Origin of the sequence: Pseudoalteromonas sp. NZS71 (genome assembly GCF_015864715.1) — a bacterium.
GTDB classification, from domain to species: domain Bacteria; phylum Pseudomonadota; class Gammaproteobacteria; order Enterobacterales; family Alteromonadaceae; genus Pseudoalteromonas; species Pseudoalteromonas arctica.
In genome coordinates this window covers 1-24,118 of record NZ_JADYWS010000016.1, presented here as the reverse complement: position 1 = coordinate 24,118, position 24,118 = coordinate 1, and the positions used below count along the sequence as shown (strand labels likewise).

Here is a 24,118-nt window from a genome sequence, read left to right as displayed (position 1 = left end):
AGTGCCATTCAGCCCTGCATGTTAAAGTTATTACAGTAATTAATTTAATTAGGCGTACCGATGCGTTATTACCTATCTACACTTTTTGTTTGTTTAACTTTTTTTTCGGGCATAGTAAATTCTGCTGAACAAAAACCAGCAGCCCCTACAGCACAACAAGAGCAACAAGCCCTTAAACAACTTAAAGAGTCTATGTTTAAACCGCTAATGGAGCGCTACATACTCGACGAGCTAAAAGCCGTAAGGCAAGATCAACAAAAACTCCGTGAGGATGTAACTAAGCAAGTTACTCATGCACAGCTTGATACTGCAGATCGCGCATTAACGTACACTACCGACACTATTAATAATGTATTTTTTATAATTACCGCTACGGCTTCTATTTTGGTTTTAGTGGGCTGGAACTCACTACGTGATGTTAAAAACAAAGTAGAAGATATTGTAAATACACGTGTAAGTGTAATTACTGACGAGTATGAAGACCGATTAAAAATTCTTGAAGAAAAACTACGCGTACGCTCAGAAGAAATACTCAGTAACCAAGAGCGCATATCGGTTACCAACGAGGTTCATTCGTTATGGATGCGTGCCAATTTAGAAAGTGATTTTGCTAATAAAATTGAAATATTTGATGAGATTTTAAAACGTAAACCAGAGGATGTTGAAGCCATTGCTTATAAGGCCGATGCGTTATTAGAAATAAATGAAACAGCGCAAGCCATTGAGTTGTGTAATCAAGCCATTGATATAGATAGTGTCTATGGTTATGCCTATTGGCAACGAGCATGTGCTTATGCGCTAACACATAAGCATGCTGATGCATTAGCCGACATTAAAATGGCACTTGAATACTCTCCAAATTTACGTAATGAGCTATTACATGAGAGCGCATTTGCAAGCTTACATGACAACGACAGCTTTAATACTATAGTAGCTGGTGAAGTTGTTTAAGCACTCAGTATTTGGCCTGTATGATTAGGCGCAACATCATAAAAAAGGGCCTTGGCCCTTTTTTGTTTTTAAAGGTTAAGTTTGTTGTGTAATTAAGTAATTAGAAGCTACGCTTCGCGCGCGAGCAAGCTCTGCGCCTACGTGGAAAACTTAACGCGGTGGTTAAAATTCACTTGTAGACGCGCTGCTTGCGGGCGTTTAAAAACGTAGTTTTTAGGATGGGTGATTAAGTAATTAGAAGCTGCGCTTCGCGCGCGAGCAAGCTCTGCGCCTACGTGGAAAACTTAACGCGGTGGTTAAAATTCACTTGTAGACGCGCTGCTTGCGGGCGTTTAAAAACGTAGTTTTTAGGATGGGTGATTAAGTAATTAGAAGCTGCGCTTCGCGCGCGAGCAAGCTCTGCGCCTACGTGGAAAACTTAACGCGGTGGTTAAAATTCACTTGTAGACGCGCTGCTTGCGGGCGTTTAAAAACGTAGTTTTTAGGGTGGGTGATTAAGTAATTAGAAGCTGCGCTTCTCGCGCGAGCGAGCTCTGCGCCTACGTGGAAAACTTAACGCGGTGGCTAAAATCCACCTGTAGACGCGCTGCTTGCAGGCGTTTAAAAACGCAGTTTTTAGATGGTTGAATTAATACCAACCCGCAATAATACTTAATCATTTTTAGGGGCTAAACGTGTCACTACCTGCGTTAAAAAATTCTCATTTAGAACAACTAAATAGCGAATTTTTTGCCTAGCTATCAACACGTTTTTCCATCCTCAAAATAGATCACTTAATTAAGCGAATTGGTATAAGTAATTAGAAGCTGCTACCCATTTTCTTCAGGCATAAAAAAAGCCGCATAAAATGCGGCTTTGGAGGTTTAGTCTCACTTCACTTTGGGCGTGTCTCCAAAACTTAGTGAATACGTTACCAAGGAACTGTTATGTATTATTTAAGCTATTGACTCTAACGCAATTTTAACCATTTCGTTAAACGTGCTTTGACGCTCATCAGCAGGTGTTGCTTCGCCAGTGATTACGTGGTCACTTACTGTAAATAATGCCATTGCGTTTGCGCCGTATTCAGCTGCAACGCCGTATAAACCTGCTGTTTCCATATCTACTGCTAGCATGCCTAACTTGTCTAAGTCTTTATAGAACGAGTCATCTGCTTGATAGAATGTGTCTGTCGTAAATACGTTACCTACTTTTGCTTTAATTCCTAGCTCTTTAGCAGCGTTTACGCCGTTTAAAAGTAGGTCAAAGTTAGCAATAGCAGCAAAATCGTAGCCACGTACGCGTGCACGGTTTACGTTTGAATCTGTGCTTGCACCTTGTGCAAAAATTACGTCACGAATTTTGATATCTGTGCCAATACCGCCACACGTACCAATACGTATAATATTTTTAACGCCAAAGCTTACAATTAGCTCACGTGCATAAATAGACATTGATGGAATGCCCATGCCTGAACCCATGATACTTACTGGCTTACCTTTGTAAGTACCAGTGAAACCGTACATGTTACGAACGCCTGTAACTTGTACTGCATCATCTAAAAAGTTTTCAGCAATATATTGCGCACGTAGCGGATCGCCTGGCATTAATACTGTTTCGGCGAAATCACCAACGTTTGCACTGATATGCGGAGTACTCATTAATTGTTTTCCTTTTTATTTGGCATTTTTAGCTCATTTAAAAAGCTGTCGCCGTAATCAAGCGCAGATAAGCTAAACCACTGTGCCAGTGTTTGACCTATATCTGCAAAGCTGTTGCGTTCACCTAATGGTGTGTTACTCATACCTGGTTGGTATGCAATAACAGGTACGTATTCACGAGTGTGCTCAGAACCTGGAAAGGTTGGGTCACAGCCATGATCTGCAGTGATCATTAATACGTCATCTGCTTTTAACTGATTTAGTATAGTTGGTAAATAGTCATCAAATTCTTTTAATGCTTTTGCGTATCCTACTGGATTACGACGATGACCAAATTTTTCATCAAAATCAACTAGGTTAGTAAAGATTAAGCTACGATCTGGCGCACTTTCCATTACTTCACTGGTTTTTTCTAGCAAGTTCATAAGCCCAGGTGCTTTATGCTTTTGGGTTATGCCCTGATGCGCGTAAATATCTGAAATTTTACCAATACTAATTACTTCGCCGCCGTCTTTTGCTAGTACATCTAGCAATGTTGGTGCTGGCGGAAGTACTGAATAGTCACGACGATTACCCGTTCGAGCAAAGTCTTGGCTATTTGAACCCAAAAATGGCCGCGCAATCACTCGTCCTATGTTCATTTCATCAAGTAGCGCCCGTGCGATTTCGCAAACTTGATAAAGCTTCTCTAGGCCGAATGACTCTTCATGCGCGGCTATTTGAAACACGCTATCAGCTGAGGTGTAACAGATTGGTTTACCTGTTTTTACGTGCTCTTCACCTAGCTGTTCTAAAATGGTAGTTCCTGATGCATGGCAATTGCCTAAAATGCCTGGAATACCTGTACGAGCAATAAACTCGTCTATAAATTCTTGTGGGAAACTTGGCTGTGTTTTTGGGAAATATCCCCAATCAAATAACACAGGTACGCCTGCCATTTCCCAATGACCTGATGGCGTGTCTTTTCCGCTAGAGATTTCTTTAGCGTAACCCCATGCACCTTGAGGAGCTTGGCGGTCTGAAATTAAACACGGTTCGCCACCGGCAGCTTCACATGCATCCACTAACCCAAGTTTTGATAGGTTAGGAAGAGACAGTGCACTGCCTGTTTCGTCGTAATATGCTTTTAGTAAGTGAGCGAATGTATTAGCCCCAAGATCGCCGAATTTATCTGCATCTGGTGCTGCACCGATTCCTAGGCTATCTGCCATTAAAATAATTGCTCTTGCCATTTTGACCTCACTTTGATTCTAGGTGGTTACTTTATCCGCTGATCGAATTTTCCGTACAGGACAAAAGTCCTGTTTCATAAAACCTAAACATTATAAATTTGCACCCTTGAGCGAAGCAAAAGAGATTAATCGTGTCTTTTTTGCTATTGTGATCTACCAACAATATATCTTTCTGTGTGGATGAGAACTTTAGTGACACGAACTACTATTATAGCCATTGCAGGCGCATCAGCGTCGGGCAAATCTCTTTTTAGCCAAACAATTTACAATGAATTGGTTAATGAGCTTGAACCAGGCGCTATCGCCATTATTGAAGAAGATGCTTATTACAAGGATCAGTCGCATTTGCCGATGGCTCATCGTACGCAAACAAATTACGACCATCCAGATGCATTTGAACACGCATTAATGCTTGAGCATTTAACGCAACTTCGTTGTGGTAACTCAGTAGAAGTACCAACGTATGATTATGCACAGCACACGCGTAGCGCAACCACACGACGAGTGCCAGCTGCTAAAATACTCATTGTTGAAGGTATTTTACTATTGAGTGATAAAGCGCTTAATAAAGAATTTGATATTAAGGTGTTTATAGACACACCTTTAGATATTTGTTTAATGCGTCGTATGCAACGTGATATGGAGCAACGAGGCAGAACATTACAATCTGTTGTTGAGCAATATCAGGCAACTGTTAGACCGATGTTTTATCAATTCATTGAGCCTTCTAAGCATAACGCTGATTTAGTTGTGACTCGAGGCGGCATGAACCGCGTTGCGATTGATATAATAAAAAGTAAAATTAAATATTTACTACAAGAATAACAACGGGAAACATTTGTATGACAACATTTATGAGCTTAGTAGGCATGTGTGTGCTACTAAGCATTGCCTTTGCTGCGTCAACTAATCGCAAGGCAATTAATTTAAGAACCGTTGGTATAGCATTTGCGATGCAAATTGTTATAGGCGGTTTTGTTCTGTTTTTCGAAGCAGGAAAAAATGTGTTAACTAGCATGTCATCAGCCGTCTCGTCGGTTATTGGTTATGCTAATGATGGTATTGGGTTTTTATTTGGTCCACTCGCCTCACAAGACACATTAGGTTTTATTTTTGCAATTCAAGTTTTGCCAGTTATCGTGTTTTTCTCAGCGCTTGTTGCTGTGTTATATCACCTTGGCATTATGGATTGGATAATTAGGATTTTAGGCGGCGGTTTACAAAAATTATTGAAGACCTCTCGCACAGAATCGCTTTCAGCAACTGCAAATATTTTTGTAGGCCAAACTGAAGCACCGTTAATAGTTAAGCCATTTATAGCAACGATGACAAAGTCGGAATTGTTTGCAGTAATGGTAGGTGGCTTAGCCACTGTAGCAGGCTCTGTAATGGCCGGTTACGTAATTATTGGCGTAGATCTTAAGTATCTTATTGCTGCGAGCTTTATGGCTGCACCAGGTGGTTTCTTAATGGCCAAGATGATTGTGCCAGAAACTGAAACGCCTAGAGATAACTTAGCTGATTTAGATTTAGATGACGAAGATAAGCCTGTAAATGTAATTGATGCAGCTGCATCAGGTGCTGCAAACGGTATGCATTTAGCACTTAATGTAGGTGCAATGTTACTTGCTTTTGTAGCGCTAATTGCATTATTAAACGGTTTATTAGGCGGTATTGGCGGGTGGTTTGATTACCCAACATTAACGCTTCAAGAAATATTAGGTTATGTATTTGCTCCAGTTGCATGGTTACTAGGTGTGCCATGGGATGAAGCGATTATAGCCGGCAGCTTTATTGGTCAAAAGATAGTAGTGAACGAGTTTGTTGCTTACTTAGACTTTATAAATTATCGCGATACGTTAAGCGCGCACACACAAGCAATCGTTACTTTTGCTTTATGTGGGTTTGCTAACTTATCATCGATAGCCATTTTACTAGGTGGGTTAGGCGGTATGGCGCCTAGTCGGCGGAAGGATATCGCACGCTTAGGGCTCAGAGCAGTGTTAGCAGGATCTATGGCTAACCTTATGAGCGCAGCAATTGCTGGGTTTTTCCTCTCGCTAGCTTAGAAACTTATTGAGATGAACACCGGTGTTGCAAAACAAGAGGATAGCGCTTTAAGGGGTTAAAGCTCTATCTGACTTGAACGATACTTCACCAAGGGCCGCAAGGCCCTTTTATCGTTTTAGGCCTTAATTTTTAGCCTCAACTACTTCAAACCTCAAGCCACTTATCTATCTAGCCCCCTTTATAGTTATACATAACTCAAATAAACCAATATCTTAGTAACAAGTTCACATAAATAATTTTTGTGTTTTTCATATTTTCAGCCACACTTATTATTACTTAAGCTAACCGAATGACGATTCGCTATTGTGAAATATATTCTTTATTCTCTTTTTTTAATTTGTTCTGTGTATGTTCAAGCAAAGGAAGCCCTGCTTGTTGTTACAGAGTTAGCACCACCAAACCAAGTATTGATTAATGGCGAGGTAGCAGGTGAAGGTACTCAGTTTATTAGAGATATATTTGCTGAGGCTGATCTCACACCTAACATTCAAATGTATCCTTGGGCACGTGCTTATAAAATTGCAGATGAGTTAAAAAACACCTTTATATACAGCCTTGCACGCACTGTAGAGCGAGAAAATAAATTTTATTGGATTGGACCAGTTGGACGATTTGAGCTGGGCTTTATCGGCCTATCAGAGCGAAATGATCTTATTATAAATAATACTGAACAAGCAAAAGTGTATAAAATTGCAATGCAACGCAATGACTTTTCAACACAAACCCTCACGAAACTTGGCTTTGAAGTTGTTTTAACCTCTGATATTCAAAAATCATACTCTTTACTATTAGCTAAAAAAGTAGATTTAATTGTAGACGATCCTTTATTCATGCAGCAGATGAGTGATTATCTAAAGCTCAAACCAGCACACTTAAAGTTTATTTATAAAATAGATGAGCTAACAATTGATGCTTATTTAGCTGCAAATAAAAAAACAGATATGCATTTAATAGAAGCACTGCAAGCTGCATTTTTAAAAATAAAGCAAAAGAAAGGGCTGCCTTACGAAAGATAAATCATTGAAGATAAGTATGCTTATGGGCGACAAAATCATCTTTCATTTTTAACTTTTTATATTCTTCATAAAATTACTTTATGACATGCTCTGGTACTGATTTATTAAATGCAATGTAATTGCTCACAAGCTTAGGAAGAGGTAATTCTTGCACTTCACTGCGTCAGTTGCTTTATATCCAAAGAGTTCTAGCTATACTTTATTGTAACTTTTGAACCTAAATTAGATCTATTTTTCTTCTTAAAAACAAATCCATATATTGTTTTCGCCTCTAAACATTAGTAAGTTTTCGCCCGCTTTAAAACCAATTTTATTTACGCCTAGAGCTGAATTGTTTTTTCGGCGTAAAATTTAGACCGCATACTTAATGGAATTGGTATAACTTACTTATCAGCTTTGAGCTTATAAAAGAAAGTTTGACTCGCGCCAGCGGCCCAGCCCAATAAAATTGGTGGGTCACGTTCGATGTTTTTAATTATTGAAACAATGCCAAAGTAAGGGGCTTTTAAACTAAGTTATAAGCACGCTTCCAAGGAAGCAATTTAAACTCGCAGGTTATATTAATAGCTGTGCAAATATCTTTTACGATATCGAGAGTAATACCAACAAGCTGATCTTTGTCGTTTTGAATTTGTTGTTTTGAAATTATAAGGGAGAAATGTTCGGTATAAATTACAAGCTTAAACTCACTTGCATTAGCGCAATGACTTAGAAGAATAGAAAAACGAATATTAGGAGGGGCTAAATAATAGCAATATCATTTAGTTAATTTACATTGATAATGGGCGTTGCTTGGTTTGAGTCAAATTTCAGACACAAAAAAAGCGCCTTAAGCGCTTTTTTTTCATTTTACTTAAAAAGTAAAATTATACAGCTGTGATGTTATCAGCTTGTGGACCTTTTTGACCTTGTGAAAGAGTAAACTCTACACGTTGGCCTTCAGCTAAAGTTTTGAAACCTTCGCTTTTGATTGCTGAGAAATGTGCGAAAACGTCTGGGCCATTTTCTTGCTCGATGAAACCAAAACCTTTAGACTCGTTAAACCACTTAACTGTACCTGATACGATGTTAGACATTGTAATATCCTGAAATAAAAATAAAAATATGCTCATAAGAGCGGGTGTAGCAAAAAATGAGATGGTACTTTAAAAACTTCAGGACGGTACTACAAGTATTACTTATATCGAAATGGAGATTTATAGCTTACATGCTTTCTTTCTAGCTGCGGTCCACTATATAGAGTTTAAATAATATGTCAAGTACCTATCTATAATCAGAATAATAAACAACCAAAACTACTTTTAGTTGTTATTAAAATTCAAATTCTAATGCGAGCCTAAAACTATGGTTTTTTTCTGATTGGCTTATCTCAGTGATGAAACCCGCTTCCCATTTTAATTGCTTTTGCCCATCAAAGCGCTGTAAACCTATAAAGCCAGGCCCTATACCAATAAAGTCTTCACCTACGTAAACCTCTATAGAAGGCTGGAAAGCAGAGCGATATCGATAGCGATATTGTGCTCTAAACTCACTTTCCCATTCATTTTTAATGTCTTGCCCCCACTCGTACACTAAAAAGGCATTCATAGTTAAGCTTGTTTTACCAAACTCTTTTTCGATCACAAAACCCGAAGTTGCCTCATACACATCTTCGTTATGTTTTTTTTCAAGCTCAAATAACGCGCCCCAATCAGCCCATAATTTACCTTGTTCAATTAATTGCCAACGTAGCTCAAGCTCATAAGCTTCTAATCCAAAGTCGCCGTTGTCGTCTCGCTCACCAACTAAATAGCCTTCGAGTGCCATTGTATCGTTAATAGCACCACCGCCACCCAAACGCTGCGCTAGTATGTTGCCACTATCTGTTTGGTGCGACACTAATCGCCACTCAAATTCACGCTCAAAAGGCAAAACATAGGGGTGATATACCTTATCAACAACAATACCATCGGCCTTTGCTTGGATTGAGAATACCAACAAACAAAGAGCGGTAAAACTAAGCGCTAAATATAGGTTGAGTGCTTTCATACACGTTCCTTAGTTATTGAAGCCGAAATAACATAACAAAGTAATAAAAATAACACGCTGCTTGTACTATATATAAGTACACTCATTAAATCAGGAGTGGCCTCGTAACCAACAAGAGCACGCAGTACACGGCCGAGCTCAGAGTTTTCGTTTAACAAATCACGTAAATCCCACACTGTTGAGGTGTTTGTAATTAAATCTATTTGACTCGCTAAATCCAGTGCAACTAATAATTTAGCCGCGCTGTTAAAAGCAAGCAAAGTAAAAAGCGGATACATACCAAAACGGTGCTTAATTGCATTCATTAAAAAGTACAGCAATACGCTAAAACTTAAACAAATTCCAACACCTAATAAAGTGCCAATAAATAAGCTTTGCCCTGCATCATTATTTTGCCAAAAACTGGTGAGGTAAATAATATAGTGGCTTAAATAGAGCGTTATTGTGCTTATAACTGCGATATAAAATGCCGCTGACTTTTGCTTTAGTGCAAATACCAATACAGCAATAAATATAGTGATACATAGCCCTATTTGTGAGTACTCTAACCCTTGGTGTTCAAACCACTGGCTCACCCACGACGCACTTTGCATGTACAAAAACGACATTACCGCGCCTATTACTAAAGCAGACCCTATTTTTAAAGAGCTTTGTTTTTTAACTACTTGTAGTAGCACTAATAAAATAGCCACTGGTAGTAATTGATTAAGGCTCATGACTAAACTAGTTATTAGCATGCTGCGCCCCTTCATCGCTAACTATAACAACGCCCCTTGCTGTATTTGGCGAAAACTCACCAAAAAACTCGTAATGCCCTTTACTTAGCGGTCCTATATAAATAATACTTTTACGATTTGGGTAGAGTACTTTTTCTCTGTTTAGATCAAAGCTATCAAACTCTTCTGGTGTACTATCTTGGTTTTCTATCAATAGTTTTACTTTTTTATTTGCGGGAATAATTATTTGCGAGGGATAAAACAAATGATCTTTTAAAATAATAAGGTACTCTTTACTCGCCGCGTTAAACGACAAAAATAGCAAACAACAAAGACATTGATTAAATAAACGTTTAGTCACTTTTTACTCCTGTAAAAGTAACCTTAACGGTTAGTCCGCCTAAAGGGCTATTCGCTAAATGAATACTTGCGCCATAAATAGCAATTATGTGTTGAACAATCGCCATACCTAAACCCGCACCTTGCTCGCCTGATGGATGTTGATCGCCACCCACGCGATAAAAGCGATTAAATATTCGGTCTTTTTGCTCTTCGGTCATGCCCGCACCAGAATCATCAATTTGCCAACTAAAGCCGTTATTACTTGACGCTAATTTAATTATAATTTGACCATTATCAGGTGTGTATTTTATGGCATTGCTAAGTAAATTAGCGATGAGTGTGGTTAATGTAAATTCATCACCATTAATTACAAAATCATCACCTTCGAGGCTAATCGTTTGATTTTTTCCGTCTATTTTGTCGTATTGCTCCGATACAACTTGCTGAGTAATCGCTAGCAATGACTGCTCGCTAAACTGCCTCTGCCATTGCTCAGGCTGAGTGCGCCCTAAAATTAGCATTTGTTCAACAATATTACTTAAGCGATTAATGCCTTGTGACATTGCTTGGAGTTCTTGATGGTTTTGCGAGTTGCTTTGCTTACTAGCTAAATTGTGTACATTAATTTTTAAGCTACTGAGCGGGGTACGTAATTCGTGAGCTGCATCTGAAGCAAAAAAGCGCTCTCGTAAGTAAGCGGTTTCTACTCGTTTAAATAAATCGTTTAAACGATTAATAACAGGTTTAATTTCTTCGTCGGTTACCTGCCAGTTAATTGGCGTAAAGTCGTTTGCTTGGCGAGTAGCCAACTGCTTAGATAGTCGGGTAAGAGGGGCTAATGCGTATTTAACAAAAAAACTTATAAAAATAGCAAGCAGAGGGACAGCCCATAACATAGGTAACATTGCAGATAAAATAACGGCTTCAGCTAATTCAAACCGCTTTGACATAGGCTCAGCAACGATGACTTTACGGGTATTTTTTCTCATCACAAACACTCGCATGCGCTGCCCTGCTACATTGGAAGTTTGAAAGCCCTCGCTAAAACTAATTTGGTTATTTGATAAACTCGATGAGCCACTAAGTAAACTATTATTTTGCCAAATTTGATACAACAACTGAGCACTATTATTGCTTACTTGTACTGCATTTGTGCTTAGTGCTAATGGTTGTTCAATTAAAACGCCAGCGACTATTTTAAGTTCATTATCAAGCAAGTTTTCGCCGTGGTGCATGCTTTTTTGATAGCCTTTTACTAATGCCAAAAAGCAAGTAAGCACCATCATTGAAAGTAAAATTAAGGTCAGACGTTTACGAATAGACATTTTCAACCCCGAAAGATAAACACACCCTAACGCTTACCAACCACGTAGCCAATGCCACGTAAGGTTTTAATAAAATCGCTAGGGAATTTTTTACGAAGATGATGAATATGCACCTCTATGGCATTAGAGCCAACTTCTTCACCCCATTGGTAAAGTTTGTTTTCGAGTTGTTGTTTTGATTGCACCCTTCCCTGATTTTCCATCAGCGCTTTTAAAAGCATGTATTCTTTACGCGGCAATGTAAGTGATTTCCCACTAACTGTCACCGTATGCGCTGAGCTGTCTATTACGACTTCTCCGTATTGTAACAAACTAGATTGAGTTTGATTAACACGTCGACTTGCTACACGTAGTCGAGCAAATAACTCAGCAGGATCAAACGGCTTCGCAAGGTAATCGTCAGCGCCCATGTCAAGCCCTTGGACTTTGTCATCAATACTGCCGCGAGCAGTTAAAATAACCACCGGAATAACTTTTTTTTGCGCTTTAATATGCTTTAAAACTTGCGAACCGTCGCCATCAGGTAATCCTAAATCGAGAATAACAAGCTCAATTTCACCACTAGAAAGGCACTCTAAGGCGTGTTTTACTGTGCCACTATGCTCTACGCTGTAGCCCTCTTGACGCAAAGAGCGAATAAGCCCTTGCGCCACTAAATGATCGTCCTCAACGAGTAATAAATGCATTATGTGTTTATCTTTTTAGTTTTTTATCTACTTTTACCAATAGCTGGCTTATTGCTTGTTGGCGATATTTATCTGCTTTTGCACGAGTATCACGAATGCCCGCGGCTTGTGCTACAAGTAGTCGTGCTTTAGCTTGTTTATAATCGCCTTCGTCATACAAGTATTCACCGTATAAGTAATTAGTATCAATGCCTTCGAGATTAAAAGCGAGCGCTTGTTTAAATAATTTTTCAGCTTTGTCGTCATCACCAAAACCAATTGGCCAACCAGGTACTTTACTGTAAAGCGTTGCAAGGCTTGCGTAAGCTGAGCCATTTAGTGCAGTGCCATCAATTGAGAGTGCATTTTCGAGTGACGTTTTTGCCTCTTTTGCTAAACCAAGTGCACCCAACCCGCCTTTTGCGCCTGCAAAACTGGCTAACACAATACCATTCCAAATATGTGTTTGTGCCGAGTTTGGGTAGTTTTTAACAAACAATGCACTTTGCTCACTTAGCTGTGTAAACGCATCTATTTGCGCATCATCTTCAAGTTCGTAGTTAGCAATTGCCCACTTTTGTTGAATAGAGGTTAAGTCTTGTGTTTCATCTGCGTGTACTGCGGTTGCAAATACAGTTGTTAGTACTAAATAAAATGCGAGTGTAAATTTATACATAATTTTGCCCTTGTGTGTTTGTTAACCTAAAAAACGTTTAATTTTAGGAAGTTGTTTTGCAATAGCGTTATCAACAACGCTTGGGAATGCGCCATTTATGCGTGCAAATAATTTTTCAGGAAAACCAATAAAACGCCTTGTTTGATTCGAATTTATAAGCACTAATAACTCTTGAGCAACTAATTCTGGTGAGTCCATTTTATTACCGAGTTCTTTATTCATTGCACGCGCTTTACTGCTATTAATGGATGTATCTGTTGCTCTAGGCGCTAAATAGGTCACTTTAACGCCTGAACCATTCAACTCACGTGATAATGCTTCTGTAAAACCACGTAAACCAAATTTACTGGCGCAATAAAGTGTTTGAAACGGGTAACCAATGCTGCCAAACGATGAGCCCACGTTAACAATGGTGCCTTTGGTATAGTGTAACTGCCCTAAAAATAGCTGGCATAATTTAATAGGCACCGACAAATTAGTAACGAGCATATTATCTATTTGCTCATTACTTGTGTGCTCTAAGCTTTGCATTGTATTTATACCGGCATTGTTAATAAGTAACTTAACGCCACCGAGTTGCTTGGCTTTTATTGCTAAGTTAATGCGTGTTGTATCGTCGGTTAAATCGCCAGCAAATATTTCACTGTCTGAGCATGCACTACTGAGCTCCTCAAGGGCTTGCGTATTTCGCCCTACAAGCAGTAACTTCCACCCTTTTGCATGTAGAGCTTTAGCAATAGCTTGCCCTATTCCGCCTGTTGCGCCGGTTAACACACATAAAGCGCTACTCATGCCAATTTACCTTGTGCACTTGCTTTAAAAAACGGTTCGTCATCGAGTCCACGAAATATATCGCCGTATAAACGATAAAAGCGCTTTGCACCATGTAGTATGGCTTGCTGATCCGCCTCATCTGTTATTTGGTTCATTAGGTTTTCAAAAAACTTTACATGCTCTATGTCAAGTGCGCCGTGAGAGGTTAAATAACTAAATGCTTTTTTAGGTAAGCCCACAGCATTTGCAATGTTTGAAGCCGCACCATCAGCAAGCGCTATAGAAGTGCCTTCAAGCACATGCACCATGCCAAAAAAGCTCAATGGATTTTTACGTGTAATGGAGTCGTACGCATACGACACCATCATTTCCGTAGCATATTGCGGCTGACTGCGACGAACTGTTTCTTTGTCAAAACCACAGGCTGCAATATCATTAAGTACCCACTCTTGATGACCTATCTCTTCTTCAATGTATTCTGCGACTGCTTCGCGCAGCCATTCTTGATTGTCGGTTAATCGTGCACCAACCGACATCATTAATGGCACTGTGTGTTTAACATGGTGGTATGCTTGCGCTAAAAACGAGGCGTATTCTTCAAGTGATGCTTCGCCTTTAAAAACACGCTGAATAATAGGCGCTGCAAGCAAGTAGTTTTGCTCTTGTTTAGTTTGCTCTTTGAGGGTGTTAAAAAAATCACTCATTAATTACTTCTCCAAGTCGGTAAAATTGATCAAACACAGCATGGTACTGCTTACTTATGGCATCTCGTTTTGGACGATTATTTGTGGTTAATAATCCTTGTTGCACACTTAATGGGGCAGTTAAACGATGCCATTTTTGAATTCGTGCATAGTCGGGTAGTTGTTTATTAATTGCGTTAATGTATTGCTCTAACACCGGGTTACTTAGCTTTGAATCGGCATAAATAATGGCGGTTAAAAAAGGTCGACCTTCACCAAACACAACCGCTTGTAAAATACCGCTTTGACTTAGTAATAGTGATTCAGGCCACTCGGCACTGATATTTCGCCCCATGCTGGTAATAATTAGGTTTTTTAGGCGGCCTTTAATAAATAAGGTATTTTGATGCTGATCGACCAGATCACCGGTTGCATACCACTGGTTTTTGTCGTGAGGTTGATGATTTAAGTAACCTAAAAACAAATCGCCTTTTATAAAAAGCTGGCCATTTTCAATTTTGGTTTGAATATGAGGTAACACAGAGCCTGCACTGTGAAGGTTATCGTTTGTGGGCGTATTTAAACTAACTACAGATGCCGCCTCAGAAAGCCCATAACCTTGGTATACCGGTAAATTTAAGCTACGCGCTTTGGTTAATAGCATTTCGCTGACAAGCGCACCACCTACTGCAATAAACTGTAACGAACTAGGCGGTTGCCACCCATCTTCTGCAAAAGCAACTAAGCATGCTAATAGTTCAGGCACTAAAATAAGCGTATTTGGCTTAACTTTATCAATAGCAGCTATAAGCTGTCCGGGTTGTTTTAATACAGTTCCAACAAATCCTAATTCATTTAACGGCATTAAATGCACTGTACCGCCACTTTTTAAGGGGGCATACACACCGGCTATATTTTCAAGCAATACAGCAAGCGGCAATAAACATAAATGAACAGGCTTTTTAATATTAATCTTATCGCACAGAGATTGAGCTACCTGCATTTGGCTCTTTGCAGATAAACACACGCCTTTTGGTTGCCCAGTCGATCCTGATGTAAACGTTACTTTTTGAGTTTCTGGAAAATAACTGACGGGTTTAACTACAACAATTTCGTAAATATATAACGTGTAAAACTCAAACATAGTAATCGATGCAGTCGGCTCCCCAAGTAAAGGGTTTAGCGTGTCGCTAATAAATAAATGTGCGCCGCATTGCGCTAGTACATATTGAGTTTGTTGTTCACTAAAAAAGTGAGCAATTGGCACAGCCACTTTATTAGAAACTGCAGTAGCGGCATCAATAACAAGCCAAGCTGGCGTATTATCGAGCTTATAAGCGACACATTTGCCGTTAAAGCTTTGTAGTATTTTTACTACTTTTTGTATTTGCTGGTTAAACTCATCACCGTTAATTTCAAGTGTTTGCTCTTTATTATGGGCAATAATTAATGGCGATACTGAATGTGTATTATAGTAATTCATACGTTCACCAATGCATTTACCAAAGAATTGATATTTGAGTGGTTTTGCTGCATCAAACTATAAAGCATTGGGGTATTTAGTACTTGTTGGTGAGCTTGCTCTAGGCTCACAATGCATACTGTTGGTTGGTTGGCGTAATAGCTGCCCCACTTTAATGGGTTCTCAACTACAAAACTGCTCGCAAGTGCAATTTCAGTACACGTAACACCAAGTAAGCGCAATAAAGCACGCACTTTGTTGGTTGCACAAAACACTAAATGTTTTGCCCCCACACTTTGCAGAGCTTCGTTAACAATAATAAAATGTGCAAGTGTTGCTCTTCGATTTGTAGAGCAGAGATTACCAAGTTCAAAAATTTTATTGCGAGAAATGCTCTCATCTAAAAAATCTTCAACGGGTGATGCTAAATATTGCTCAATAAACAATGGCGAAGTTGCTTGCCTTAGCCCTAACGTGCACTTTCCTTGCTCGGTAACGTATTGGCAAAGTAGTGGCATAAAAGAAGTAAGCTTAGCGTTATACGCAACTAAAAAACCTTCTTTCACTGTATTTTCGAGATTTTTTCGATGCACATCATCAATACGAGCACTAATAAACTGACTGTTATTTTGTGTTAAACCTAATGATGTAGAAGTGTGGGCTAATTGCATAAGCTCGCTCATTTAAACCTGTTTATATTTCAGGGTTTAAACTTAACGAGTGAAACTTAAAGAAAACTTAAGAAATTTAATTTAAATGAAAAAGCGTCTTAAGTGTTAAATCGCGAGGGCCTAGGCAGGCTAAATAGATCAGAATTCAACTAACTAACAAATTGCTATAACAAAACTTCTTTTTTAAAATTAAACTTAGGTTAATTATTACCCTAGCAGCTTTGTATTCATCACGTTAGTATAGTGTTCTACTTAAGTTACATAACGATAATTACATGAGCATAAAAACAAACGCGTTAATTTACTTTTTAGCTTTTTGCAGCGGCTTTTGCATAATGGGCATTGAGCTTTTAGGTGGGAGAATTCTTGCCCCCTTTTTTGGCAGTAGCGTGCATATTTGGGGCAGTATAATTACTGTGTTTATGCTTAGTTTATCTTTTGGGTATTTACTTGGTGGTAAACTCAGCACTAAAAATGCATCCCTTACCAAATATGGTTTAATATTTTTAATTGCCAGCATTATGGTTGTTCCTATTACATTATTTTCGCAGCCTATAATGGAATTTATATTTACCCATATTGAAGATAGCCGCTACGGCTCGCTCTTAGCGTCAACTGCTTTATTTTTTATACCTACCGTTATTTTAGGCATGATCTCGCCCTACTCTGTGCGCTTACTGGTAACAGATAGCGATAAAAGCGGCCAAGTGGCTGGGCGTTTATACTTTGTAAGTACGCTTGGCAGTGCCCTGGGTACTATAATTACCTCTTTTTACTTTGTACTCGCGTTTGACGTAAATACAATTATTAGCGCCTTTGCTTTAACGCTTGGGTCACTGGGTTTAGTAGCGATTGCTATTAATACCTTGGCTAATAATAAGGGGCTTGCTCATGCTTAAATATTTGCTACTGCCATTAATTGTATTGTCAGGTTCTGCGTTTAGTAAGGTTATTCATGAAGAACGCTCGCTTTATCGCAATATTATTGTTGAAGAAACGAGCGACTTACGTTGCCTTAAATTTAATACTAAAAGTAGCCAAACAAGCCAAAGTTGCATGTATAAAAGCAATCCCGACAAACTTGTTTTTAATTACACAAAATTGACGTTTGCGAGTCTTTTAGTAGCCGACAACCCTAAAAGTGTACTTATTATAGGATTGGGTGGCGGTACGCTTTCTAACGTTATTCATGAGCTATACCCCACTGCAAAAATTCATAATGTTGAAATAGATCCTGCAGTAACTAAAGTTGCACGCGATTACTTTAACTTTATAGAAAACGACTTAGTGACATCAAGCGTGCAAGATGGCCGTATTTTTATAAAGCGCGCCGCTATTAAAAAGCAAAAGTACGATTGGATTATTTTGGATGCGTTTAACGGTGACTATATTCCGGAGCATTTGCTCACTAAAGAGTTTTTTGAAGAAGTACAAAGCGTATTAGCCGATGGTGGCGTTATTGCCGCAAATACGTTTTCAAGTAGTAAACTTTATGAGCATGAGTCGGCAACTTACCACGCTGTATTTGGCGACTTTATAAATGTAAGCCGCGAAAATCGCAGCAACCGTATTATTTTAGCGGGGCTTAAATCAATACCGAGCGAAGCGCAAATTAACACGCGTGTTAATGCTCTCGCCCCTAAATTAGTAAAATACGGTGTAGATATAAAAGCGATTAGCCAGCTTATGCACTTTACTAAAGACGGCCAAGATTGGCCTGCAGATACAAAAGTACTTACCGATCAATACTCCCCAGCTAATTTACTTAACTTTTAAAATCCCCTAAACCTCACCATTTTTTACAGGTGAGGTTTAGCAAATATTTTGCCACTTCCCGCACCTACGCATATTTACTTAGCAAGCTAAGTAATGATAAAATAGTTAGCTTGCTAACTATGTTGGGATGGCTATGCCTACACAAAAACCTTTTCACGAGACGCTCGATTTAACAGTTATCGGTAATATGGGCCGAGTTCATCGCTTATGCCGCGAAGCAGTAACCATTGCTGTTGAGCCTTTGGGACTTACTCAGTCGCGCTGGACTGCACTAATGCATATAAATATGCGTGGTGAGGGACTAACACAACTTGAACTTGCTAATAGCTTAGGGATAGAAATGCCTTCACTGACTCGCACGCTTAAGCAATTAGAGGAGCAATCGTTAATCGTTCGCCGTGTAGACAAACATGATAAACGCAGTAAAAGACTCTATTTTACTGAGCAAAGTGATGCCATTTTACACTCATTGCAAGAGACCATTTCCGATATAAAAAATCAGTTATACAGCGGTTTATCTGTTGAGCAGCTAGATGCCATTGCATTTGGTTTGATCAAAATAGAGCAAAACGCCCTTAAATGTATTCAAGTTAATAAGTAAGGCTAAAAATGACACCGGATCAAAAGTTTGCACGCTATGTAAGGTTTTCTCTCATAGGGTTTATCTTAGTATTTATTTACTATTTAGTGGCCGATATGGTTTTGCCTGTGACACCACAGGCACGTGTATACCACCCTGTTGTGCAAATATCACCGCAAATTAGTGGCCGAGTCACTAGTGTGCAAGTTAATAATAACCAATCAGTTAAAGCGGGCGATATATTATTTAGTATCGATGAAGGCCCATATAATTTAGCCAAAGAGCAAGCTCAACTCGCGCTTGATGATGCCAAATTACAAAACAAGCGTCTTGATACCAATGTTAAAGCCCTTGAAGCACAAATTAGTGCTGCAAATGCTAAGCAGCATGAGCAAAAGCTATTAAAAAGCAGAGGCGAAAAACTCTATACTCAAAAGTCTATATCGGAGCAAGAGCTTGAAAGCATTCGTGCTAACTTTGAGGCCAGTAAAGCAAATGTTGCGGCCCTAGAAGCGCAGTTAGCTGAAGCGGTTTTAGCTAGAGGTGACTCAGGTAATAAAAACTTAGCTATGCGTCATGCTGCTAACCAGTTAGCGCAAGCTGAGTTAAATTTATCCTACACGCAAGTACGTGCACTAAGTGACGGCGTAGTTGCTAACTTACAATTATTAGACGGCGCGTACGCTGTTGCAGGTAGCCCATTATTAGCTATTGTCGCTAAAAAAGCCGACTTAGTTGCCGACTTTAGAGAAAAGTCACTCTCAAATATGAAGCAAGGCACTCAAGCGCGCGTCGTATTTGATAGCCGCCCAGGTGAAGTTTACGACGCAATACTAGAAACATTTGAAGCAGGTGTTAGCAACGGTCAACTTAGTGCAAATGGTTTACTAAGTACAACAGAAACCAGCAATCGTTGGGTACGTGACGCACAGCGTCAACGCATTCATTTAAAGCTCGTAAATCATCAAGACTTAATAGCGAACATGCCAAGCGGGTCACGTGCAACAGTACAATTATTACCCGAATCGACAATTGGGCAATGGTTTGGCTCTGCACAAATTAGATTTATTAGCTGGTTACACTACATTTATTAATGGAGGCTTTATGACTCAAATTGTTAGCCAAGGCCCACAATTAGACTCTAATGGCCTTCGCCAAGCACTACGCATTGCAGGTGGATGCACCCTTGGCTTTACTATTAGTAAATTAATGAACTGGCCAAATGGTATATTTTTTACCGTTTATCCTATGTTGATATTGGGCATGGTACCTACGTTAAGTCGTGGGCTTATAAATCAATTTATAGCATCTGCTGCATTTAGCGCGCTTATAGTGCTGATAATGCAGGGATTATTTTCTCACTTGCCAGTCGTTATGACATTGTTAGTGTTTGGTGTTTTCTGCTTTTTATTTCACCAAATGAGTAGCGGCAGCGCCTTTTTATTTGGCGCTTTAGGCGTGATCAGCCTTTCTATTCAGCTACATTTTTCGAGCTATGTTGATGAAGGAAGTAGTATTTATCCGTTAATTTTAACTAATGGTTTGGCTATATTTTTAACCGTTGTTATTGGAGCATTAATGCATGGCCTATTTCCTGATGTAACCGCAAGGCCCGGGCGAGTAATGCCAGCTAAAGCAAAAGAAAGTATTCGCCATGAGGTATTGTTATGCTCAACCGTGGCTACGCTCTCTTTTGTGGTTTTTCAGGTTCTTGATTTACAAGACTCAATATCTGCGCAGGCAGCTTCTGTGCTTATTTTGTTTTCATTGTGCTGGAAAGCCGCAGGTATGGCTGGTTGGCAGCGAGCAATTGGAACGCTTATAGGGTGTAATGCAGCGTTACTATCGCAACTATTTTTGTATAGTCACTCTGATTTTTTACTTTTTCCGATGGCTATTTTATGGATACTTTCGTTTCTTTTTGCGCGTTTTCATATTTTAGGCGGAGGCATACCTGGTATTGGTTTTGGTGTGCTGACTACATTCGGTATTTTATTTGGGAACTCACTCGGGCCAGGCCAAGATCTTGTTTATAGCGCAATGTACCGGTTTAGCTCGGTATCGGTGGCTATAATATTAAGTTTGTGCGTTGTATATGTTATGCACCATATACTTAATCGGTTTAGTGTAACTCGCCATCATACTTTTGATTAGGTAAATCTTGTTTTATAAAACTAAAGGCTGCAATTGCAGCCTTTTTTATAAGCTTAGTTAAGCTATTTTAATGATATAAATAAACTATAATTTTGTTTTAAATACTCACCAGCGGCTCTTTGTACACAATAAAGCTTTTAGTCTTTTTGGGTGATAAGGAGCGTAAGCACACCTGCTATAATCCCCCAAAAGGCAGACCCCACTGAGAGCAATGTTAAGTTAGATGCAGTTACTAAAAAAGTAACAATTGCGGCCTCCGTATATTTAGTACTACTAAGGGCTTGCTGCAAACTATTAGCAATGGTGCCAAATAGCGCAATGCCCGCCAAAGCTAAAATAAGTGCCTGCGGTAAACTTGCTACCAACCCAACTAATGTAGCCGCGCACAGCGCCATTAAAATATAAAATGCGCCCGCCGCTATACTCGCCCAATAACGTTTATCATGATTTTCATCCGCTTCATCACTCATACAAATAGCAGCAGTAATAGCGGCTAAATTAATAGAATAAGCTCCAAACGGGGCGGTAAGCATATTTACAAAACCAGTCACATTAAGAGATGCAGATATAGGCGCTTTATATTTATGCGCTTTTAAAACAGCAATACCCGGTAGATTTTGCGAGGTCATGGTAACTATATAAAGTGGTAAACCTATGCTAATGCATGCTTGCAAGTGAAAAACGGGTTCAATATAAGCAAATTCGCTCATTTTCCAGTGCAGTGCGCTGGTATCAATATGGCCCATTTGCCAAGCGAGTAGTACACCTATAATAAGCACACTTAACATAGCAAAACGGGCAAAAAAGCGTTTACCAATAAAGTACATAACAACCATTAAGCCAATCACTAAAGGCATGTCGTTCATAAAATTAAACACATCGATACCAAAGGTAACAAGTACGCCGGCCAACATGGCGCACGCAAGCTCACTTGGAATACGGTTCATTATTTTTTCAAACCAGCCCGTCACCCCCGACAAAAAAACGAGCAATGCACTGAGCATAAACGCGCCAATAGCCTCGTTTAAGTTATACCCTTGTGCACTTGAAATCAGTAATGCAGCCCCCGTGGTAGACCACGCAATTAAAACAGGCACTTTGTAATAGTACGACAAACCTATTGACGTTGTGCCCATCACTAAACCAAGCATTAAAATCCAACTAGCTACTAAATCGGGCGTGCCTCCAAGGGTTATCACCACCTGATAAATCAATGCAATGGAACTCGAAAAACCAATAATTACAGCCACAAGCCCTGCTGTAATTCGGTTAAGCAACTGATCAGACACCTTCATAAATCCCTCGTAATGCCATTTATGCAGCACACAACATACGTGCCCGATAAATGCATTGCAATTAGCGATTAGTTTACAAAGAGTGAAAAAAATTCACTTTTTATTTTTCATTGTAATTAACGTCAAAAAGTCACTTTTAACCATTGTATTTAACTAAACAAACAAGTACCCACAAACGCGCCAAAGGCCGCATAAACCCTACAAAAAACCAATACTAAAAAGAGTGAAAAACATACCAAAAATAAATATCCTTATATTTTATAAGGAATTATGAAATTTAGAATTAATTCTTTTCGGTTACATTTATTATCTTGATCTAATCCATTTAATAATATAAAACGTAACAAACAGTTAACCAAAAACACTAAAAGAGAAACAAATGAAGAGATCTGTCGTCTTACTAATTGCTATACCATTATCGGCATTTGCAGTTTATGGGCTATTTTTTAATGCAGATGAAACGGGCGAACCTATCGCGCCTGTTGCTATTGATTTTGTTCCTATTGATTTACAAAAAACGCGCAATACACATCCCCCTGCACCTATTGATATGAGTAAAGATCCAATTACCGTTAAACCTATTGTTGCCCCTGACAACAGCTTACCGTTTGAAGAATTTGATGCCGTAAATCGCCTATCCGACAAAGCAAAGCAAGTGCTTATAAACGCAAAAGTTTTACCTACCGACTTACATAACGAAGCCTACATTGAGTTTGATTTAAATTCTTTACAGGCTTTAGAAACTGGCGAAAATTTTGATTTAGCTATTCCGCAAACAGCCGAAACATTCACCGCAGAAGTGACTAATGTGATTGAGTCTGAAAATGGCGATAAGAGCATATTTGGCAAAATAGTGGGTGTTGATGGCCGCATGCATAATACCGTTTTAACGGTAGGTAAAGATGCCGTATATGGTCAATTTACTGCGCCTTCTGGCAATTATGTATTCGAAAGTAAAGGTAAGTACGGATGGATTGCAGCAAAACGCGATTTATATAAAAGCCACATAGAGCATGATGTAACCGCACCAAAACCCAAATCAGATAAAAGCATCGATATATTTGCACCAAAAATTGATGGCTAACCAATAATCAAAATATAAAAAACAACTAAAGCCGCACTATAAGGCAACTTTAGTGTGTCTGCTTTTTATGAGCTCAACCAAGTTAAAAACAAGTTCCAACCACAACAAGAGTAAGGAAATACAATAATGAAAAAAGTAATCACAACAACCGCACTGGCTGCGGCATTATGTGCAGCAAGTGTTGCACAAGCAGAAACAATCGATATCGGTATTTTATATACCGACCAATCAGCTGCTGCAACTAGCAATATTGACACTAAAATAAATCAACTAATTGCTTTTAGTAATCAGGTATATAGCCAAAATGGCGTTGATATAACACTACGCTTAGCTGGCAAACAAAACTTAGGTGACTATGCAGTAACGCCGTCTGAGGATTGGTTAGATTCGGTTACAAATAGCAGCTACGTAGATGGTTTACGCAGCGATTGGAAAGCCGACATGATTGCCGTATTAGGTACTGGTCAAAGTGCTGGCAATGGGCTTATTTCATGTGGTTTAGCATGGGTTGGCCAAGGCACTAATGGCAATCTATACAGCTCAATGAGCAGCCGTATGTACTCAATCACTGCAATTGATTGTGGTGCAACTACATTTGTACACGAACTTGGTCATAACCAAGGTTTAGCGCATTCACGCAAACAAGGTGATACGTCTGGCGGTGTATATGTAGATGGCATGGGTCACGGCGTACAAAACGAGTTTGCAAGTATAATGGCTTACCCGCACGTTTACGGTAGCGCTACTCAGTACGATTACTTCTCTAACCCTGGCTGGAGCGTAAACGGTATTGCATTTGGTATCACAAACCAAGCGCATGCAATTCGCACAGTTACTGCTACAAAAACAAGTATTGCTAACTTTAAATAAGCTGCCCAATAAAAAAGTGGGCTAAATAGCCTAATGCCAGTCAGTTAACAGCTGACTGGCTTTTTTTATTGGGGTATTTACTGGGTTTTGGTTTCACACACCTCGGAT

25 protein-coding genes are annotated in these 24,118 nt (G+C 39.3%); 11 read left to right on the top strand and 14 right to left on the bottom strand.

Going from position 1 to position 24,118, the window contains the following annotated elements:
- Positions 1-60 precede the first annotated feature (60 nt).
- A complete protein-coding gene (locus I6E85_RS11850; protein ID WP_007583526.1) occupies positions 61-951 on the top strand; it encodes a tetratricopeptide repeat protein in 891 nt (296 codons plus the stop codon).
- Between the two features lie 935 nt (positions 952-1,886).
- Here the strand turns inward: I6E85_RS11850 and deoD are convergent.
- Both deoD and I6E85_RS11840 read right to left on the bottom strand, forming a co-directional pair.
- The gene (gene deoD, locus I6E85_RS11845) at positions 1,887-2,591 is read right to left on the bottom strand and encodes a purine-nucleoside phosphorylase (protein WP_002959109.1); all 705 of its coding nucleotides are present in this window, start codon (positions 2,589-2,591) and stop codon (positions 1,887-1,889) included.
- A complete protein-coding gene (locus I6E85_RS11840; RefSeq protein ID WP_024591525.1) occupies positions 2,591-3,823 on the bottom strand; it encodes a phosphopentomutase in 1,233 nt (410 codons plus the stop codon). Before I6E85_RS11840 ends, deoD begins: the two co-directional genes overlap by 1 nt.
- A 192-nt stretch (positions 3,824-4,015) precedes the next feature.
- On the opposite strand from I6E85_RS11840, the gene udk reads away from it, so the two are divergent.
- The 3 genes from udk (at position 4,016) to I6E85_RS11825 (ending at position 6,909) form a co-directional block, all read left to right on the top strand.
- Positions 4,016-4,648 (top strand): uridine kinase, encoded by a 633-nt coding sequence (udk, locus tag I6E85_RS11835; RefSeq protein WP_007583533.1) that lies wholly within the window; start codon positions 4,016-4,018, stop codon positions 4,646-4,648.
- 17 nt (positions 4,649-4,665) lie between these two features.
- Positions 4,666-5,892, top strand: coding sequence for a NupC/NupG family nucleoside CNT transporter (locus tag I6E85_RS11830; RefSeq protein WP_007583535.1), 1,227 nt, complete (start codon positions 4,666-4,668; stop codon positions 5,890-5,892).
- A gap of 306 nt (positions 5,893-6,198) precedes the next feature.
- Entirely contained in the window at positions 6,199-6,909 is a 711-nt protein-coding gene (locus I6E85_RS11825) for an ABC transporter substrate-binding protein (RefSeq protein ID WP_024591524.1), read from the top strand.
- Positions 6,910-7,775: 866 nt separating this feature from the next.
- Here the strand turns inward: I6E85_RS11825 and I6E85_RS11820 are convergent.
- From I6E85_RS11820 to I6E85_RS11770, 11 genes are all read right to left on the bottom strand, one after another.
- Complete coding sequence (locus I6E85_RS11820; protein ID WP_002959120.1) at positions 7,776-7,985, bottom strand: cold-shock protein; 210 nt, start codon at positions 7,983-7,985, stop codon at positions 7,776-7,778.
- Positions 7,986-8,220: 235 nt separating this feature from the next.
- A complete protein-coding gene (locus I6E85_RS11815) occupies positions 8,221-8,937 on the bottom strand; it encodes a hypothetical protein (RefSeq protein ID WP_024591523.1) in 717 nt (238 codons plus the stop codon).
- Complete coding sequence (locus I6E85_RS11810) at positions 8,934-9,674, bottom strand: hypothetical protein (protein WP_024591522.1); 741 nt, start codon at positions 9,672-9,674, stop codon at positions 8,934-8,936. The genes I6E85_RS11815 and I6E85_RS11810 overlap by 4 nt, the downstream gene beginning before the upstream one ends.
- Positions 9,661-10,014, bottom strand: coding sequence for a cupredoxin domain-containing protein (locus tag I6E85_RS11805; RefSeq protein ID WP_024591521.1), 354 nt, complete (start codon positions 10,012-10,014; stop codon positions 9,661-9,663). The genes I6E85_RS11810 and I6E85_RS11805 overlap by 14 nt, the downstream gene beginning before the upstream one ends.
- Positions 10,007-11,320 carry an ATP-binding protein gene (locus I6E85_RS11800; RefSeq protein WP_024591520.1) on the bottom strand — a complete coding sequence of 438 codons (1,314 nt, stop codon included), beginning with the start codon at positions 11,318-11,320 and terminating at the stop codon, positions 10,007-10,009. Before I6E85_RS11800 ends, I6E85_RS11805 begins: the two co-directional genes overlap by 8 nt.
- Positions 11,321-11,346: 26 nt before the next feature.
- Entirely contained in the window at positions 11,347-12,006 is a 660-nt protein-coding gene (locus I6E85_RS11795; protein WP_007376647.1) for a response regulator transcription factor, read from the bottom strand.
- A 7-nt stretch (positions 12,007-12,013) separates the two neighbouring features.
- On the bottom strand, positions 12,014-12,661 hold the full coding sequence (locus tag I6E85_RS11790) for a hypothetical protein (RefSeq protein WP_024591519.1): 648 nt from the start codon (positions 12,659-12,661) through the stop codon (positions 12,014-12,016).
- 21 nt (positions 12,662-12,682) lie between these two features.
- On the bottom strand, positions 12,683-13,453 hold the full coding sequence (locus I6E85_RS11785) for an SDR family oxidoreductase (protein WP_024591518.1): 771 nt from the start codon (positions 13,451-13,453) through the stop codon (positions 12,683-12,685).
- Complete coding sequence (locus I6E85_RS11780) at positions 13,450-14,139, bottom strand: TenA family transcriptional regulator (RefSeq protein ID WP_024591517.1); 690 nt, start codon at positions 14,137-14,139, stop codon at positions 13,450-13,452. Before I6E85_RS11780 ends, I6E85_RS11785 begins: the two co-directional genes overlap by 4 nt.
- Positions 14,132-15,601: an AMP-binding protein gene (locus I6E85_RS11775; protein WP_024591516.1), complete on the bottom strand. Its 1,470-nt coding sequence runs from the start codon at positions 15,599-15,601 to the stop codon at positions 14,132-14,134. The genes I6E85_RS11780 and I6E85_RS11775 overlap by 8 nt, the downstream gene beginning before the upstream one ends.
- Complete coding sequence (locus tag I6E85_RS11770; protein WP_024591515.1) at positions 15,598-16,251, bottom strand: thermostable hemolysin; 654 nt, start codon at positions 16,249-16,251, stop codon at positions 15,598-15,600. The genes I6E85_RS11775 and I6E85_RS11770 overlap by 4 nt, the downstream gene beginning before the upstream one ends.
- 275 nt (positions 16,252-16,526) lie before the next feature.
- On the opposite strand from I6E85_RS11770, the gene I6E85_RS11765 reads away from it, so the two are divergent.
- The 5 genes from I6E85_RS11765 (at position 16,527) to I6E85_RS11745 (ending at position 20,761) form a co-directional block, all read left to right on the top strand.
- Positions 16,527-17,150, top strand: a complete 624-nt coding sequence (locus I6E85_RS11765) for a fused MFS/spermidine synthase (protein ID WP_010555216.1) — start codon at positions 16,527-16,529, stop codon at positions 17,148-17,150.
- Entirely contained in the window at positions 17,143-18,027 is an 885-nt protein-coding gene (locus I6E85_RS11760) for a spermidine synthase (RefSeq protein ID WP_024591514.1), read from the top strand. The genes I6E85_RS11765 and I6E85_RS11760 overlap by 8 nt, the downstream gene beginning before the upstream one ends.
- 133 nt (positions 18,028-18,160) lie before the next feature.
- A complete protein-coding gene (locus I6E85_RS11755; protein ID WP_007583567.1) occupies positions 18,161-18,628 on the top strand; it encodes a MarR family transcriptional regulator in 468 nt (155 codons plus the stop codon).
- A gap of 8 nt (positions 18,629-18,636) precedes the next feature.
- The gene (locus I6E85_RS11750; protein ID WP_024591513.1) at positions 18,637-19,701 is read left to right on the top strand and encodes an HlyD family secretion protein; all 1,065 of its coding nucleotides are present in this window, start codon (positions 18,637-18,639) and stop codon (positions 19,699-19,701) included.
- 10 nt (positions 19,702-19,711) lie between these two features.
- The gene (locus I6E85_RS11745; RefSeq protein WP_024591512.1) at positions 19,712-20,761 is read left to right on the top strand and encodes a DUF2955 domain-containing protein; all 1,050 of its coding nucleotides are present in this window, start codon (positions 19,712-19,714) and stop codon (positions 20,759-20,761) included.
- Between the two features lie 137 nt (positions 20,762-20,898).
- Here the strand turns inward: I6E85_RS11745 and I6E85_RS11740 are convergent, their stop codons facing one another.
- Positions 20,899-22,056, bottom strand: coding sequence for a benzoate/H(+) symporter BenE family transporter (locus I6E85_RS11740; protein ID WP_024591511.1), 1,158 nt, complete (start codon positions 22,054-22,056; stop codon positions 20,899-20,901).
- Between the two features lie 379 nt (positions 22,057-22,435).
- Here I6E85_RS11740 and I6E85_RS11735 point away from each other — a divergent pair, with 379 nt between their 5' ends.
- A complete protein-coding gene (locus tag I6E85_RS11735; RefSeq protein WP_024591510.1) occupies positions 22,436-23,140 on the top strand; it encodes a hypothetical protein in 705 nt (234 codons plus the stop codon).
- 126 nt (positions 23,141-23,266) lie between these two features.
- A complete protein-coding gene (locus I6E85_RS11730; RefSeq protein WP_007583576.1) occupies positions 23,267-24,010 on the top strand; it encodes a zinc-dependent metalloprotease family protein in 744 nt (247 codons plus the stop codon).
- Positions 24,011-24,118: the final 108 nt, after the last annotated feature.

Bases quoted from the DNA above. Each gene is read 5' to 3' on its own strand.
- I6E85_RS11730 (WP_007583576.1), top strand. From the start codon at position 23,267: ATGAAAAAAGTAATCACAACAACCGCACTGGCTGCGGCATTATGTGCA.
- I6E85_RS11790 (WP_024591519.1), bottom strand. From the start codon at position 12,661: ATGTATAAATTTACACTCGCATTTTATTTAGTACTAACAACTGTATTT.
- I6E85_RS11735 (WP_024591510.1), top strand. From the start codon at position 22,436: ATGAAGAGATCTGTCGTCTTACTAATTGCTATACCATTATCGGCATTT.
- I6E85_RS11850 (WP_007583526.1), top strand. From the start codon at position 61: ATGCGTTATTACCTATCTACACTTTTTGTTTGTTTAACTTTTTTTTCG.
- I6E85_RS11840 (WP_024591525.1), bottom strand. From the start codon at position 3,823: ATGGCAAGAGCAATTATTTTAATGGCAGATAGCCTAGGAATCGGTGCA.
- I6E85_RS11760 (WP_024591514.1), top strand. From the start codon at position 17,143: ATGCTTAAATATTTGCTACTGCCATTAATTGTATTGTCAGGTTCTGCG.
- I6E85_RS11740 (WP_024591511.1), bottom strand. From the start codon at position 22,056: ATGAAGGTGTCTGATCAGTTGCTTAACCGAATTACAGCAGGGCTTGTG.
- I6E85_RS11820 (WP_002959120.1), bottom strand. From the start codon at position 7,985: ATGTCTAACATCGTATCAGGTACAGTTAAGTGGTTTAACGAGTCTAAA.
- I6E85_RS11780 (WP_024591517.1), bottom strand. From the start codon at position 14,139: ATGAGTGATTTTTTTAACACCCTCAAAGAGCAAACTAAACAAGAGCAA.
- I6E85_RS11800 (WP_024591520.1), bottom strand. From the start codon at position 11,320: ATGTCTATTCGTAAACGTCTGACCTTAATTTTACTTTCAATGATGGTG.
- I6E85_RS11750 (WP_024591513.1), top strand. From the start codon at position 18,637: ATGACACCGGATCAAAAGTTTGCACGCTATGTAAGGTTTTCTCTCATA.
- deoD (WP_002959109.1), bottom strand. From the start codon at position 2,591: ATGAGTACTCCGCATATCAGTGCAAACGTTGGTGATTTCGCCGAAACA.
- I6E85_RS11755 (WP_007583567.1), top strand. From the start codon at position 18,161: ATGCCTACACAAAAACCTTTTCACGAGACGCTCGATTTAACAGTTATC.
- I6E85_RS11830 (WP_007583535.1), top strand. From the start codon at position 4,666: ATGACAACATTTATGAGCTTAGTAGGCATGTGTGTGCTACTAAGCATT.
- I6E85_RS11795 (WP_007376647.1), bottom strand. From the start codon at position 12,006: ATGCATTTATTACTCGTTGAGGACGATCATTTAGTGGCGCAAGGGCTT.
- I6E85_RS11745 (WP_024591512.1), top strand. From the start codon at position 19,712: ATGACTCAAATTGTTAGCCAAGGCCCACAATTAGACTCTAATGGCCTT.
- I6E85_RS11765 (WP_010555216.1), top strand. From the start codon at position 16,527: ATGAGCATAAAAACAAACGCGTTAATTTACTTTTTAGCTTTTTGCAGC.
- I6E85_RS11785 (WP_024591518.1), bottom strand. From the start codon at position 13,453: ATGAGTAGCGCTTTATGTGTGTTAACCGGCGCAACAGGCGGAATAGGG.
- I6E85_RS11810 (WP_024591522.1), bottom strand. From the start codon at position 9,674: ATGCTAATAACTAGTTTAGTCATGAGCCTTAATCAATTACTACCAGTG.
- I6E85_RS11815 (WP_024591523.1), bottom strand. From the start codon at position 8,937: ATGAAAGCACTCAACCTATATTTAGCGCTTAGTTTTACCGCTCTTTGT.
- I6E85_RS11770 (WP_024591515.1), bottom strand. From the start codon at position 16,251: ATGCAATTAGCCCACACTTCTACATCATTAGGTTTAACACAAAATAAC.
- I6E85_RS11775 (WP_024591516.1), bottom strand. From the start codon at position 15,601: ATGAATTACTATAATACACATTCAGTATCGCCATTAATTATTGCCCAT.